Source organism: Microbacterium sp. Marseille-Q6648 (assembly GCF_943181415.1).
GTDB lineage: Bacteria > Actinomycetota > Actinomycetes > Actinomycetales > Microbacteriaceae > Microbacterium.
The window spans coordinates 722,088-736,151 of sequence record NZ_CALPBZ010000001.1; the positions used below are offsets into that span (position 1 = coordinate 722,088).

The window sequence follows — 14,064 nt, forward strand, 5'->3', positions numbered from 1 at the left end:
CGCTGCCTGACGGGATCAGACGTCGGCGACCTTGCGGCCCTTGTACTCGAGGAACAGCTCCGTGCCCTGCGAGTCGGTGACGACCTTCGCCTGGTGCGGGCGGCTGTAGACGACCTTGCCGTTCTCGATGGTCTTGACCAGCGCGGGGGCTTCGGCCTTCCACTGCGCGCGGCGCGAGCGGGTGTTCGAACGCGAGACCTTCCGCTTCGGGGGGTTACCTGCCATGGCTAGCTCTCTTCTGTGTTCTCGACGCCGAGGCGTGGCGCTTCGTCGTCGTGGTCTGGGGTGTAGTCCTGGAGCGCGGCCCACCGCGGATCGATGGGCTCGCTGTCATGCGAACCGGTGCTTGTGGCCATCCGCTCACCCGTGGCCGGGTCGAGGCCGGGGCAATCCGGCTGGCACACCGGCTGAAACGGAAGCGATAGGACGATCGCATCCCTGACCGCGGTTTCAAGATCCACGTGGTCGTCTTGAACCTCGAAGTCAGTTGCTTCCGAGCCAGGATACGCGAAAAGCTCCTGAATCTCGACTTCGACGGGCGCGGCGATGTCGGTGAGGCAGCGTCCGCAGACGCCGCGGTACGTGCTGTCGATCGTCGCGGAGACCAGGATGCCCTCGTGGACGGACTCCAGACGCACCTCCAGGTCGACGGGCTCGCCCGCCTCGACGGCGACGAGCCCCTCGCCCCACTTCCCGGGGGCGGGCACCTCGAGCTCGTGCTCGCGCATCTCGCCGGAGCGGTGCGCGATGTCTCTCACCGGAAGGACGAACGGACCCGTCACATGCTTTCTGACCACGATCCACCATCGTACCGGCGGACGCGGCGTCGGGGCTCAGCCCTCGTCCGCGCCGGTGCTGAGGAAGCGGGCGACGGCCGGTGGCACGAAGGGAGACACGTCGCCGCCGAGCGCGGCCACCTGCCTCACCAGCGAACTGGAGACCATCGCGTGCGCAGGATCGGGGAGGAGGAAGACGGTCTCGACGTGCGCGAGGTGGCGGTTGACGATGGCCATCGGCGTCTCGTAGGCCACGTCGACCTGCGAACGGATGCCCTTGACGAGAACCCCCGCGTCCACGTCGACGGCGTAGTCGACCAGCAGTCCCATGCTCCACGACGCCACGACGACGTCCCCGTCGATGCCCTCGTCGGTGATCGACTGCTCCAGCAGGGCCAGGCGCTGCGCGATCGGCAGCATGGCCTCCTTGTCGGGGTTGTGCACGACCAGCACGTGCAGCTGGTCGTAGAGCGCGGCGGCACGGCGGATGACGTCGAGGTGGCCGAGGGTCGGCGGGTCGAAGGACCCGGGGACGACGGCGATCCGGCTGTTCACGATCGCCAGCCTAGCGAAGCGGCACCGGGAGCCGGCGTTGTCAGCTCTTCGCGAGGGCCGCGCGCTCCTGCATGCCGACGCGGCGGCTCAGCGCCGCGGCGAGCTCGGGGTGGCGGGTGAGGGCGGGGTCCTCGGCGAGCACCGCCGCGGCGGCCTCGCGCGCGCGCGCGATCACGTCGGCGTCCGTGACGACCCGCAGCAGGCGCAGCGACGACCGTGCGCCGGACTGCGCGTCGCCGAGCACATCGCCCTCGCCGCGGAGGGTGAGATCCACCTCGGCGAGCGCGAACCCGTCGAGGGTGGCGGCGACGGCGTCCACGCGATCGCGCGCCGGCGACCCCGCCGTGGACTCGGTGACCAGAAGGCACAGCCCGGGCACCCCGCCGCGCCCTACGCGTCCGCGCAGCTGGTGCAGCTGCGACACGCCGAAACGATCGGCTTCGAGGATGACCATCGTCGAGGCGTTCGGCACGTCGACCCCCACCTCGATCACGGTCGTCGCCACGAGCACGTCGATGTCGCCCCGGCCGAACGCCTGCATGACGGCGTCCTTGTGGTCGCTCGGCATCTTGCCGTGGAGGATCTCCACGCGGATGTCGGCGAACGCGGGATGGCGCTCCAGCAGCTCTCCGACCTGAACGACGCCCCACCGGGTGCGGTTCGTCGCGGCATCCTCGATCAGGGGGTCCGCGGTGTCGTCTCTGCTCTGCGCCTCGGCGTCGATGGACGGGCACACCACGAACGCCTGCCGACCGACCCGGACCTCTTCGGCGATGCGGTCCCACACGCGGGCGAACCATGCCGGCTTCTCGGCCAGCGGGGCCACGAAGGTCTCGATACCCGCACGCCCCGCCGGCATCGTGCGGATCGTCGACACATCCAGGTCGCCGAACACCGTCATCGCCACGGTGCGCGGGATCGGCGTGGCCGTCAGCACCAGCACGTGCGGCGACGAGCCCTTCGCGCGCAGCTGCTCGCGCTGGTCGACGCCGAACCGGTGCTGCTCGTCGACGACCACCAGCCCCAGATCGGCGAAGGTGGTGCTCTCGCTCAGCAGCGCGTGCGTGCCGACCACGATGCGCGCCTGTCCGGATGCCGCGCGCAGCGCTGCCTTGCGCCTTTCGGCCGCGGGGAGCTGTCCGGTGAGCAGTGTGGGCATCATCTCGGGCGCCAGGCGCGGCCCGAGCATGCGTGCGATGGAGCGCACGTGCTGGGCGGCCAGCACCTCGGTGGGGGCGATGAGCGCGGACTGGCCGCCGCTCTCGGCGACCTGCAGCATGGCCCGCAGCGCCACGAGCGTCTTGCCGGAGCCGACCTCTCCCTGCACCAGCCGGTTCATCGGCCAATCGCCTTCCAGGTCGCGCTCGATCTGATCGCCCACCGACACCTGATCCGGGGTACGAGGGAAGGGAAGCGCCTCGTCGAAGCCCTCGAGCAGGGCCCCGGGGACGCGTCGGGTCGCGGACAGGGCGCGGACGAAGGCCCGCTGCTGCAGGAGAGCGGTCTGGAGCAGGAAAGCCTCGTGCATCCTCAGGGTCTCGCGCGCCGGCTCGATCTGGTCGATGGTCTCGGGGCGATGGACACGTTCGACCGCCGTCCTCGCGTCCAGCAGCCCGTCGGCGGAGCGCACCGCGTCCGGGAGCGGATCAGGCACCTCGCCGAGGCCGTCGAGGACGAGGCCGACGATCTTCGCGACCTGCCAACTCGCGACCGTCGAGGTCGCGGGGTAGATGGGGATGGGGACCGTGGCGTACGAATGCGCGTTGACCTGGGCCTCGAGCTCGTCGTCGAAGAGCTCGTAGTCGGGGTGCGCGAGCTGGATCGCGCCGCGGTACTCCCCCACCTTGCCGGCGAAGATCCCGCGCCGGCCGGGGCGCAGCTCTTTCATCCGCCACGACTGGTTGAAGAAGGTCAGCGACAGCTCGCCGTTGCCGTCGCCGATGACGACCTCGAGGAGCGAGCCCTTCCGGTTCTGCATGCGGCGCTCGTTGACCCGGCGCACGTCGGCGACGATCGTGACGGACTCGCCCACCGGCAGGGAGGCGATGGGGGTGAGCTCCCCGCGACGCGCATAGCGCCGGGGATAGTGGGTGAGCAGATCGCCCACCGTCCGCATCCCGAAGGCCCGCTCGAGAGCGGATGCCGTCTTGCCGCCGACCGCGCCGTCCAGGCGGGAGTCGAGGGTGAAGGACGCCATGACGAAGAGTCTAGGCATCCGCTCCGACAGCGCCGCACGCGCGCGACGGGCCGGATCCGACATAGCGTAGGTGCGTGATCCGCTCTCTCGTCGCCCGCGTCTTCTGGGCTCTCAGCCGCTGGCGGCTCGCCACGACCCCTGCCCCGACCAGGCCCACCGTGCTCATCGGCGCCCCTCACACCTCGAACTGGGACTTCGTCCTCATGCTCGCCATCGCCTGGCGACTGAGGATCGACGTCCGCTGGCTGGGCAAGGAGAGTCTGTTCCGCAGCTGGCGCGGGCCGATCATGCGCGCGCTCGGCGGCATCCCGGTGGATCGCCGAAATCCGCAGCGGGTCGTCGCCGACGTCGTCGGCCGCATCCGCGCCGGCGAGGTGTTCGGGCTCGTCGTCACTCCGGAGGGGACCCGCGGCACGGGCGAGGACTCGTTCTGGAAGTCCGGGTTCTATCGCATCGCGCGCGACACCGGCATGCCGGTGACGCTGGGGTACGTCGATCGCACCACGATGACCACCGGTCTCGGGATCACCCTGGAGCTCACCGGGGACGTCGCTGCGGACATGGACCGCGTCCGCGCGTTCTACGCCGACAAGGCGGGGCTGCGTCCCCACCTGCGCACTGAGCCCCGGCTGCGCGACGAGACCGGGCACGGTACCGGCGCGCCGGTATCGTGAGCATGTGACGCGCATCATCTCGGGAGCGGCCGGTTCGCTCGCCCTGGAGGTTCCGGGCACCGGGACGCGCCCCACGAGCGACCGCGTGCGCGAGTCCCTGTTCGGAGCGCTCGAATCCGCCGATGCGCTCGCGGACGCACGCGTGCTCGACCTGTACGCCGGATCGGGTGCGCTGGGGCTGGAGGCGCTCAGCCGTGGTGCGGCGACGGCCGACCTCGTCGAGAAGGCGCCGCGCGCGGCATCCGTCCTCCAGCGCAACGCGCGCAAGGTGGCCGACGCATCGGGATCCTCCGGGGCCGTGCGCGTGCACCGCGCCACCGCGGACGCCTTCCTGCGGCTCGCCGGCACCGCGTTCGACCTGGTCTTCCTCGACCCGCCCTACGACCTCGGCGAGGCGGAGCTCACCGCGACGCTCGAGCTGCTGAGGCCGCGCGTGGATGCCGGCGCGACCGTCGTGGTCGAGCGCGCCGCGCGCTCCCCCGAACCCGCGCTCCCGGCAGGCCTCGTCCACGTCCGCCACAAGCGCTATGGCGACACGACGCTGTGGTGGCTCGCTCCGGCGTAGGGGTCATCCCCGCTCGGCATCCCAATCCCGGTACGGGTCCCAGCCGGTCCGCCCGTCGAGGGCCGACCCGTCGATCAGGAGCGGCGCGGCACTGCGCACGGTGACCACGCCGATCCGGCGGAAACCGTCGGGAAGCCCGACGTCGGCGGGGAACGTCGCCAGCAGCGCGTGGTCCTCACCACCGGCCAGCGCGCGTGCGGGATCCGGACCCAGGTGCTCCGAGGCCAGCGCGAGGCTGACTCCGGACGCGTCCGCCAGACGCGTGGCATCCAGTGCGAGGCCGTCCGACACGTCCATCATCGCCGTCGCCCCGCGCTGCGCCGCCTCCGCGCCACGGGCGATCGGAGGGTGCGGTCGCAGCTGGGCGTCGATCGCAGCGGCGTCCGCCCCGGCGCGGGCGGGATCGAAGCGGACCGGGTGACCCCCGGCATCCGTGAATCGCGCGAAGAGCGCGGCGAGTCCGGCAGCGGCCGATCCCGTCTCACCCGCGATGGCGACGACGTCACCGGGTCGTGCACCCGAGCGGAGGACCGGCTCACGACCGTCGAGCGAACCGAGGGCCGTCACCGCGATCGTCAGGGTGTCGGACACCGTGAGGTCTCCACCCTCGACGGCGCATCCCGGTGAGAGTCGGGCGCAGGCCTGGCGCAACCCGTCCGCGAACTCCGCAACCCACGACAGGCGGGTGTCCTCGGGAAGGGCGAGAGCGACCAGGAGGGCGGTGGGCCGGGCGCCCATCGCGGCAACGTCGGCGAGGTTGACCGCGGCCGACTTCCATCCGAGGTCGAACGCACGCGACCACGACAGGCGGAAGTCCGGCCCGTGCACCAGGGTGTCGGTGGTGGCCACCACGCGGCCGTCCGGTGCCGCGATGACGGCCGCATCGTCCCCCGGGCCGACGAGCGCGGACGAGGGTCCGAGCCGCCCCAGGACCGTGCGCAGCACGTCCCCCTCGGACAGGTCGCGGACGGTCGGGTCGGTCGCGGTCATCCCTCCACGGTAGTGCGGCCGGACGGTGCCGACGGGAGGGTTAGCCTGGAACGGTGCCCCGCCCTGCTCGCCTGCCCGTCCTGGTCGTCGTCGCAGCGCTCACGGCCGGTTTGGCCTCGTGCAGCTCCAGCGTCGCGATGGAGCCGGCTGATGCCGCCGACGACCCCGCGTGCGCGGACGTGACCGTCCGCCTCCCCGCCGACGTCGACGGGCAGCCCCGCCGCTGGACCGACGCTCAGGCGACCGGCGCATGGGGGGACCCCGCCGCAGTCCTGCTGACGTGCGGCATCGCCCCGCCCGGCCCGACGACCGACCGGTGCATCACCATCGGCGGCGTGGACTGGCTCGTCGACGAGTCCGAGTCCCCCCGCTTCCGGCTGACGACCTACGGCCGGACCCCCGCCGTCGAGGTGTACCTCGACAACGAGGTCGTCTCGCCCAACGAGGTGCTCGACGCCGTCAGCATCGCGGTGGGCACCCTGCCGCAGACCGGTGCCTGCACCGATCCCGAGGGGCTCGAGCCCGACGCCTAGGCGGCCGCGCGCTCGAGTGCGGTGTCGATGAGGTCCGAGATGAGCTCGGGGTAGGTCATGCCGGATGCGATCCAGCAGGTCGGGAACATCGAGATGGGCGTGAAGCCCGGCATGGTGTTGACCTCGTTGACGTAGAACTGCGTACCGGTGAAGAAGAAGTCCACGCGCGCGAGCCCTTCGCCGCCGACGGCCTCGAAGGCTCGCGCGGCGATCCGCTGCATCTCGGCCAGCTCGCCGTCGTGCAGGTTCGCGGGGCACACGAGATCGATGCCGGGCGCGCCGAGGTACTTGGCCTCGAAGTCGTAGAAGTCCCGGCCCGAGATGACGATCTCGCCGGCGACGCTGACGCGCGGATGCCGCCCGCCACGCCCTTGCAGCACGCCGCACTCGAGCTCTCGACCCGTGATCGACTCCTCGATGAGGACGGTCCCGTCCTCGTCGAAGGCCGTGTCGAGCGCCGCTTCGAGCTCGGACCACTCCGTGACCTTCGAGACGCCGACGCTGGAGCCGGCGCGCGCGGGCTTGACGAACACCGGGAGGCCGAGGGAGCGCACGCGGCCCTCCCAGAGCGCACGGTCCCGATCCCGGGCCGCCCGCGTCAGGGTCACCCAGGGGACGACCGGCACGCCGGCGGCCTTGAGGATGCTCTTGGTGGTGTGCTTGTCCATCCCGATCGCCGACATCAGGACCCCGGCACCGGCGTACGGGATGTCGAGGAGTTCGAGGAGGCCCTGGATCGTGCCGTCTTCGCCGAAACGCCCGTGGAGGATGGGGAGCACCACGTCGACCTCACCGAGGGACCGCTCTCCGGTCCCGTCCACGACGGTCAGCTCGCGGGAGCGTGCGGAATCCGGCCAGCGCACGCGAGTGCCGTTGTCGACGACCTCGGGAAGACGTTCGGGGTCGAGCGCGAACTTGTCGGGATCGTCGTCTTCGAGGACGTACGCGCCGTCGCGGGTGATGCCGATCGGGATCACCCGGAAGCGCTCACGGTCGATCGCCCGAAGGACCCCTCCCGCCGTTGCGGAACTGATCGAGTGCTCGCTGGAGCGACCGCCAAAGAGCACCGCCACCGCCGGCCTGTCCATTCTGCGTCCTCTCCCCCTGGGGGGTGTCGTCGTCTGTCGTGAGGTGCGGTGCGATGTCCCGAGGGTCCATCGTGCCGTCCAGCACCATCTTCACCTGCTCCACGATCGGCATCTCCACACCGACCTCGCGGGCCAGCTGCAGGACGGGCGCGACCGACGCGAGTCCTTCCGCCGTCTGCTGCATCTGCTTCACGACGTCATGGAAGTCGTAGCCCTGACCCAGCAGACGCCCCGCGGTGTTGTTGCGGCTGAGCGGCGACTGGCACGTGGCGATCAGATCGCCGAGTCCGGCCAGGCCCTGCAGCGTCTCGGGGTGAGCGCCCTGCGCCACCGCGAAGTCGGTCATCTCGACCAGCCCGCGCGTGATGATGGAGGCCTTCGTGTTCTCGCCGTACCCCACCCCGTCCACGATGCCGATGGCCACGGCGATGAGGTTCTTCAGCACGCCGCCGAACTCGGTGCCGATGACGTCGGTGTTGACGAACGAGCGGAAGTAGCGGTTGCGCGCCCGTCGTGCGACGGCGTCAGCGGTCTCCTGGCTCGTCGAGGAGATCACCGCCGCGGTCGGCTGCTCCCGGGCGATCTCTAGGGCGAGATTGGGGCCCGAGGCGACGGCGATGCGTGATGGGTCGCAGTGCAGCTCCTGCTCTATCACCTGGCTCATGCGCAGCCCCGTGCGGCGCTCGACGCCTTTCATGAGCGAGACGATGGGCGCGTCGGAGTCGGCGACCAGGGCGCGGACGGCCTTGAGGTTCTCGCGCAGCGCCTGGCTGGGCACCGACAGGTAGACCTGCTCGGCACCCGCGAGCGCCTCCGCGAGGTGATGGCTCGCCGACATCTCGCGCGGCAGATTGATGCCGGGCAGATATCCGCTGTTGCGCTTGGCCTCGTTGATCTCGTGCGCGAGCTCGGGCCGGCGCGCCCACATCGTGACGTTCGCCCCGCCGTCGGCGAGGATCTTGCCGAAGGTCGTCCCCCAGCTGCCCGCTCCGATCACGGCGACGCGAGGACGGGCCGCCTCCGACCGCTGCGCTTCGGATCTACGACTCAAGGCGACCGGTCTCCCTCTGTCCGTGGTCGGACGGATTCCACCGTGCGGGGGGCGCGGGCGTACCGCGCAGATGCGACAGCAGCCCGGCGATGTCGGCCATGACGACATCCGTCGCGGCCACCAGCTGCGCGCTCTGGGTCGGCTCGCTTGTGAATCGGCCGAGGTCCACGGGATCCCCGAAGACCACCTTGACCGGGCGCCGCAGCGGCCACAGCCGCAGCTTGCCGTACCGGGGAAGGATCTGCTGCGCACCCCAGTGAGCCATCGGGATCACCGGGATGCCTCCGGCCAGCGCCAGGCGAACGGCGCCGGTCTTCCCCCGCATGGGCCACAGGTCGGGCTCGCGCGTGAGGGACCCCTCCGGATAGACGATCACACCGCGGCCGTCGGCCACGAGGGCGCGTGAGAGCTCGAGAGTCTGCCGTGCCGAGGACGCCGACGACGACCGTGCCACCGGCACCATCCCGGTGCCGCGGAGGATCCACCCGAGGACCGGTACGCGGAACAGGCTCTCCTTCGCCATGAACCGGGGCGCGCGGCCCGCCTTCCATACGGCCAGCGCCACCACGAGGGGGTCGGCTTCGGAGTAGTGGTTCGGGGCGAGGACGTAGGCGCCTTCGCGAGGGAGCTTGTCCGCCCCTTCGATCTCGAGCTTGAACAGCAGCGAGATGAGCGGGGCGACGACGGCGGCGACCGGCCAGAAGAAGCTCGGACGGCTCTTCTCACGGGACGCCCGCGGCATGCGGGACGCGGTGCCCACGCGTCAGCCGATGACGTCGAAGTCGGCGCCGAGCGCGGCGAGCTTGGTGAAGAACTTCTCGTACCCGCGCCGGATGATGCCGACGTTGCGCACGATCGACTCCCCCTCGGCCGCCAGCGCGGCGATGACGTAGCTGTACCCGCCGCGGAGGTCGGGCACCTCGACGTCCGCGCCGTGGAGCGGGGTGGGTCCGTTGATCACGGCCGCCTGCTCCAGTGCCCGTCGGGGGACCCTGCGGTCGGTGCTGGCGATGCCGTCGGGGTGCACGACGATGTCGGCACCCATCTGCACGAGCGCCTCGGTGAAGCCCAGGCGGTTCTCGTACACCGTCTCGTGGACGATCGAGCGCCCCTCGGCCTGGGTGAGGGCGACGATGAGCGGCTGCTGCCAGTCGGTCATGAAGCCGGGGTGCACGTCCGTCTCGACGACCACGGGCTTGAGCGCGCCGTCCCTGCGGAACTGGATGCCGTCCTCGCGAACGTCGAACCAGCCGCCCGCCTTGCGGAAGACGTTGAGGAACGTGAGCATCTCCTGCTGGCGGGCGCCGCCGACGAAGATGTCGCCGTCGGTGGCGAGGGCGGCGCAGGCCCACGAGGCCGCCTCGTTCCGGTCGAAGATGCAGCGGTGGTCGTAGCCACGGAGGGTGTCGACCCCCTCGATGAGGATGACGCGGTTCGGCTCGTAGGAGATGATCGCGCCCATCTTCTGCAGCACCGCGATCAGGTCCATGATCTCGGGCTCGATGGCGGCGTTGCGCAGCTCGGTCACCCCGCGCGCCTTCACGGCGGTCAGCAGCACCTGCTCGGTGGCGCCCACGCTCGGGTACGGCAGCTCGATCTTCGCGCCGGTGAGGCCGTCCGGAGCCGTGATGCGGATGCCCTCGTAGCTCTTGTCCACGATCGCACCGAACGCGCGGAGCGCGTCCATGTGGAAGTTGATCGGGCGGTCGCCGATGCGGCATCCGCCGAGGTCGGGGATGAGTGCTTCGCCGAGGAGATGCAGCAGCGGCCCGCAGAAGAGGATCGGGATGCGCGATGCACCGGCGTGCGCGTCGATCTCCTCGAAGTGCGCCGAGACGGCGCCGCTCGGGTCGAACACCATGCTGCCGGGCTCGTCGCCGTCGGTGACGACGACGCCGTGAACCTCGAGAAGGGAGCGCACGACCTGCACATCGCTGATGTCGGGAACGTCCCGCAGCGTGCTGGAGGTTTCGCCGAGGAGCGCGGCGACCATGGCCTTGGTCGCGAGATTCTTCGCACCCTTGACCTCGACGCGGCCGGTGAGGGGTCGCCCTCCTCGGATCCGAAGCGTCTCGCCGGACACTTCCCTCTCCTCCGCCGTGGCGGCGTCGTCAACGCTGAGAAGCGACTTCATCCGGTGGACCTCACTTGTGTCATCGAGGGTGGCTTGGGGGTGCGGGGTGACCGTGGTGCGGTCTGGCACCTGGCTTAGCGGACGGGGAGCGTCCTGGGCCGCCATGCCTCGCGGCGAGCCTCGAACTGCGCGATCTCGTCTTCGTTGCGCAGCGTGAGCCCGATGTCGTCGAGCCCTTCGAGAAGCCGCCACCTAGTGTAATCGTCGATCTCGAAGCCGACCTGGACGTCGCCCGCACGGGCGGTTCGGGCTTCCAGGTCGACCGTCATCCGGATGCCGGGATCAGCGTCGATCGCGGACCAGATGCGCTCCAGATCCTCCTCGGAGATGACGCCGGTGACAAGTCCCTGCTTACCGGCGTTGCCGCGGAAGATGTCGGCGAACTTCGGGCTGAGCACGACGGAGAAGCCGAAGTCGCGCAGCGCCCACACCGCGTGCTCGCGGCTGGAGCCGGTGCCGAAGTCCGCGCCGGCCACGAGGATGCTGGCGCCGGCGAACGCGGGCTGGTTCAGGACGAACTCGGGGTCCTGGCGCCAGTTGGCGAAGAGGGCGTCTTCGAAGCCCGTCTTGGTCACGCGCTTCAGGTAGACGGCGGGGATGATCTGGTCGGTGTCGACCGCCGAGCGCTTCAGCGGTGCGACGACACCGGTGTGCGTGGTGAACTTCTCCATGTCAGACCTCCACTCCGGTCGGCGCCGGCAGATCCGCGGGACTCGACAGCGTGCCGCGGACCGCGGTGGCGGCCGCCACCAGCGGAGACACCAGGTGGGTGCGTCCGCCTTTGCCCTGCCGCCCCTCGAAGTTGCGGTTCGACGTCGATGCGCAGCGCTCCCCCGGCGCGAGCTGGTCGGGGTTCATGCCCAAACACATCGAGCAGCCGGCGAAGCGCCACTCGGCACCGAAGTCCGTGAAGACCTTGTCGAGCCCCTCGGCCTCGGCTTCCAGACGGACCCGCGCCGATCCGGGAACGACCATCACCCGCACGCCGTCGGCCTTCTTGCGTCCCTTGATCACCGACGCGAAGGCGCGGAGATCCTCGATGCGGGAGTTGGTGCACGAGCCCATGAAGACCGCGTCGACCGGAATGTCCTTCATGGGCGTTCCCGCCCGCAGATCCATGTACTCGAGCGCGCGTTCGGCCGCTGCCCGCTCATTCGGGTCGGTGATCGCAGCCGGGTCGGGAACGGAGTCGCTGAGCGACACGCCCTGCCCGGGGTTGGTGCCCCACGTCACGAAGGGCTCGAGCTCGTCGGCGTCGAGGTACACCTCGGCGTCGTACACGGCGCCCTCGTCGGACGGGAGGGTCCGCCAGTACGCGACCGCGTCCTCCCAGTCCTGCCCCTCGGGCGCGTGCGGCCGGCCCTTCAGGTAGGCGAAGGTGGTCTCGTCCGGAGCCACCATGCCCGCTCGCGCGCCGGCCTCGATCGACATGTTGCAGATCGTCATGCGACCCTCCATCGACAGCCCGCGGATGGCGCTGCCGCGGAACTCCAGGACGTAGCCCTGGCCGCCGTTCGTGCCGATCTTGGCGATCACGGCGAGGATGATGTCCTTCGCGGTGACGCCGGGACGGAGCGCGCCCTCGACGGTGATGGCCATCGTCTTGAAGGGCTTGAGCGGCAGCGTCTGCGTGGCCAGCACATGCTCGACCTCGCTGGTGCCGATTCCGAACGCCATCGCGCCGAAAGCACCGTGCGTCGAGGTGTGGGAGTCGCCGCAGACGACGGTGATGCCCGGCATCGTGAGTCCGAGCTGCGGACCCACGACGTGGACGATCCCCTGCTCCTTGTCGCCGAGGGAGTGCAGCCGCACACCGAACTCCGCGGCGTTGCGCCGCAGCGTGTCGATCTGCGTACGACTGGTCAGATCGGCGATCGGCTTGTCGATGTCGAGGGTCGGGGTGTTGTGGTCCTCGGTGGCGATGGTGAGGTCGAGGCGGCGGACCGGGCGGCCCTCGGCGCGGAGGCCGTCGAAGGCCTGGGGGCTGGTGACCTCGTGCACGAGGTGCAGATCGATGTAGATCAGGTCGGGCTGCCCGCCCTCGCCCTTGACGACGAGGTGGTCGTCCCAGACCTTCTCGGCCAGGGTGCGAGGGTGATCGGGGATCGCTCGCGCGTCGGGTGTGATGCTCATGTCAGTCGTTCTCCTCGGATGGAGACCCTCTCGACGGGAGGGTGCCCAGAAGTGGTGGGCCCGCGACGAACTCCGCGACGAGTGAGGCCTGGGAACTAGGACTCGTCGCGGCCGCTAAGGAGGAGAGCGTTCCGCACGCGGGCTAGGTTACCACCGTCGACCGCGCGGTCCGCTCAGCGCTGATCGGGCGCGGGCGGCTGTTCGACGGTGGCGGGGGTGCCCTTCTCGTCGGCGACCGCGGCCGCGGCCTCCTCGGCGCGGGTGTGGCCCGAGCCGTCGGGCAGATCCTGCGGCCGCGGAGCGGCGGCACCGCCCGAGGAGACGGCCGTGGCCTCGCGACGGGAGGACAGCAGGCTCGCGCCGGTGGCGACGACCATGGCGGCGATGATGACCCCGAGCGAGACCCACGTGGAGATCTCCGGCGCCCACTCCACGTGCTCCCCGCCGTTGATGAACGGCAGCTCGTTGACGTGCAGGGCGTGGAAGAAGAGCTTCACACCGATGAAGGCGAGGATGAACGCGATGCCGTAGTGCAGGTACTTCAGGCGATCGAGCAGGCCGCCGAGCAGGAAGTAGAGCTGACGCAGGCCCATGAGGGCGAACAGGTTCGCCGTGAAGACGATGAACGGGCTCTGGGTGATCCCGAAGATGGCCGGGATGGAGTCGATCGCGAAGACGAGATCGGTGAAGCCGATGGCGATGAAGACGAGGATCATCGGCGTCCACATCCGCTTGCCCGCGACGACCGTCCGCAGCTTGGAGCCGTCGTACTCGTCGCTGATGTCGATGAACCGGCGGAGGAAGCGCACGATGCCCGTTTCAGCGTGCGCATCGTCCTCGTGTTTGCCGGGGAAGGCCTGGCGCCACGCGGTGTAGATGAGGAACAGGCCGAAGAGGTAGAAGATCCAGCTGAAGTTCTCGATCAGCGTCGCGCCGAGCAGGATGAAGATGCCGCGCAGGACGAGGGCGATGATGATGCCCACCATGAGCACTTCCTGCTGGTAGCGACGCGGCACGGCGAACTGGCTCATCAGGAGCACGAACACGAAGAGGTTGTCGACCGAGAGGCTGTACTCGGTGAGCCATCCCGCGATGAACTCCCCCATCGCGTCGGGACTGCGCGTCACCCACAGCATCACCACCGAGAACGCCAGCGCCAAGGTGACGTAGAAGACCACCCAGAGGGTCGCCTCCTTCATCGAGGGGATGTGCGGCCGCTTCAGGATCAGCAGCAGATCGGCGATGAGGATGACGCTCAGCACGACGAGCGCGCCGATCTGGAACCACAGGGGGATCTCGAAGCCCATGGGAGCCTTTCGAACGGGGAGGGGAGAGATCCGAGGATACCGCGTGCACCGCCGCGGACCG

At 70.2% G+C, this 14,064-nt stretch carries 15 protein-coding genes; 3 read left to right on the forward strand and 12 right to left on the reverse strand.

The annotated features are described in order from the left end of the window. Positions 1-15 precede the first annotated feature (15 nt). The 4 genes from rpmF to NFR93_RS03450 all read right to left on the reverse strand — a co-directional run bounded on the left by rpmF (position 16) and on the right by NFR93_RS03450 (position 3,528). Complete coding sequence (gene rpmF, locus NFR93_RS03435) at positions 16-225, reverse strand: 50S ribosomal protein L32 (RefSeq protein WP_013586329.1); 210 nt, start codon at positions 223-225, stop codon at positions 16-18. Positions 226-227: 2 nt separating this feature from the next. Continuing rightward, the gene (locus NFR93_RS03440) at positions 228-728 is read right to left on the reverse strand and encodes a YceD family protein (protein WP_251450040.1); all 501 of its coding nucleotides are present in this window, start codon (positions 726-728) and stop codon (positions 228-230) included. A 105-nt stretch (positions 729-833) separates the two neighbouring features. Continuing rightward, positions 834-1,331 (reverse strand): pantetheine-phosphate adenylyltransferase, encoded by a 498-nt coding sequence (coaD, locus tag NFR93_RS03445; RefSeq protein WP_251450042.1) that lies wholly within the window; start codon positions 1,329-1,331, stop codon positions 834-836. Positions 1,332-1,371: 40 nt separating this feature from the next. Then, complete coding sequence (locus NFR93_RS03450; RefSeq protein WP_251450043.1) at positions 1,372-3,528, reverse strand: ATP-dependent DNA helicase RecG; 2,157 nt, start codon at positions 3,526-3,528, stop codon at positions 1,372-1,374. 74 nt (positions 3,529-3,602) lie between these two features. Between NFR93_RS03450 and NFR93_RS03455 the strand changes: the two genes are divergently transcribed. Then, positions 3,603-4,202: a 1-acyl-sn-glycerol-3-phosphate acyltransferase gene (locus NFR93_RS03455; protein ID WP_251450044.1), complete on the forward strand. Its 600-nt coding sequence runs from the start codon at positions 3,603-3,605 to the stop codon at positions 4,200-4,202. Between the two features lie 4 nt (positions 4,203-4,206). Continuing rightward, the gene (gene rsmD / locus NFR93_RS03460) at positions 4,207-4,767 is read left to right on the forward strand and encodes a 16S rRNA (guanine(966)-N(2))-methyltransferase RsmD (RefSeq protein ID WP_251450046.1); all 561 of its coding nucleotides are present in this window, start codon (positions 4,207-4,209) and stop codon (positions 4,765-4,767) included. Positions 4,768-4,770: 3 nt separating this feature from the next. Here the strand turns inward: rsmD and thiL are convergent, their stop codons facing one another. Beyond that, positions 4,771-5,757 (reverse strand): thiamine-phosphate kinase, encoded by a 987-nt coding sequence (gene thiL, locus NFR93_RS03465; RefSeq protein ID WP_251450048.1) that lies wholly within the window; start codon positions 5,755-5,757, stop codon positions 4,771-4,773. Positions 5,758-5,810: 53 nt separating this feature from the next. Between thiL and NFR93_RS03470 the strand changes: the two genes are divergently transcribed. Next, positions 5,811-6,290, forward strand: a complete 480-nt coding sequence (locus NFR93_RS03470; protein WP_251450050.1) for a DUF3515 family protein — start codon at positions 5,811-5,813, stop codon at positions 6,288-6,290. Here the strand turns inward: NFR93_RS03470 and NFR93_RS03475 are convergent. The 7 genes from NFR93_RS03475 to NFR93_RS03505 all read right to left on the reverse strand — a co-directional run bounded on the left by NFR93_RS03475 (position 6,287) and on the right by NFR93_RS03505 (position 14,003). Continuing rightward, entirely contained in the window at positions 6,287-7,378 is a 1,092-nt protein-coding gene (locus NFR93_RS03475) for a D-alanine--D-alanine ligase family protein (protein WP_251450052.1), read from the reverse strand. The two genes, NFR93_RS03470 and NFR93_RS03475, sit on opposite strands and share 4 nt — an antisense overlap. After that, positions 7,278-8,375, reverse strand: a complete 1,098-nt coding sequence (locus NFR93_RS03480; RefSeq protein WP_251450054.1) for an NAD(P)H-dependent glycerol-3-phosphate dehydrogenase — start codon at positions 8,373-8,375, stop codon at positions 7,278-7,280. The genes NFR93_RS03475 and NFR93_RS03480 overlap by 101 nt, the downstream gene beginning before the upstream one ends. A 43-nt stretch (positions 8,376-8,418) precedes the next feature. After that, positions 8,419-9,171, reverse strand: a complete 753-nt coding sequence (locus NFR93_RS03485; protein ID WP_251451466.1) for a lysophospholipid acyltransferase family protein — start codon at positions 9,169-9,171, stop codon at positions 8,419-8,421. Positions 9,172-9,192: 21 nt separating this feature from the next. Further along, positions 9,193-10,563 carry a UDP-N-acetylglucosamine 1-carboxyvinyltransferase gene (murA, locus tag NFR93_RS03490; RefSeq protein ID WP_251450056.1) on the reverse strand — a complete coding sequence of 457 codons (1,371 nt, stop codon included), beginning with the start codon at positions 10,561-10,563 and terminating at the stop codon, positions 9,193-9,195. Between the two features lie 74 nt (positions 10,564-10,637). Continuing rightward, a complete protein-coding gene (gene leuD, locus NFR93_RS03495) occupies positions 10,638-11,234 on the reverse strand; it encodes a 3-isopropylmalate dehydratase small subunit (RefSeq protein ID WP_251450058.1) in 597 nt (198 codons plus the stop codon). 1 nt (position 11,235) lies between these two features. Further along, positions 11,236-12,696 carry a 3-isopropylmalate dehydratase large subunit gene (leuC, locus tag NFR93_RS03500; RefSeq protein ID WP_251450060.1) on the reverse strand — a complete coding sequence of 487 codons (1,461 nt, stop codon included), beginning with the start codon at positions 12,694-12,696 and terminating at the stop codon, positions 11,236-11,238. A 173-nt stretch (positions 12,697-12,869) separates the two neighbouring features. Beyond that, entirely contained in the window at positions 12,870-14,003 is a 1,134-nt protein-coding gene (locus tag NFR93_RS03505) for a TerC family protein (protein WP_251450062.1), read from the reverse strand. Between the last annotated feature and the right edge of the window lie 61 nt (positions 14,004-14,064).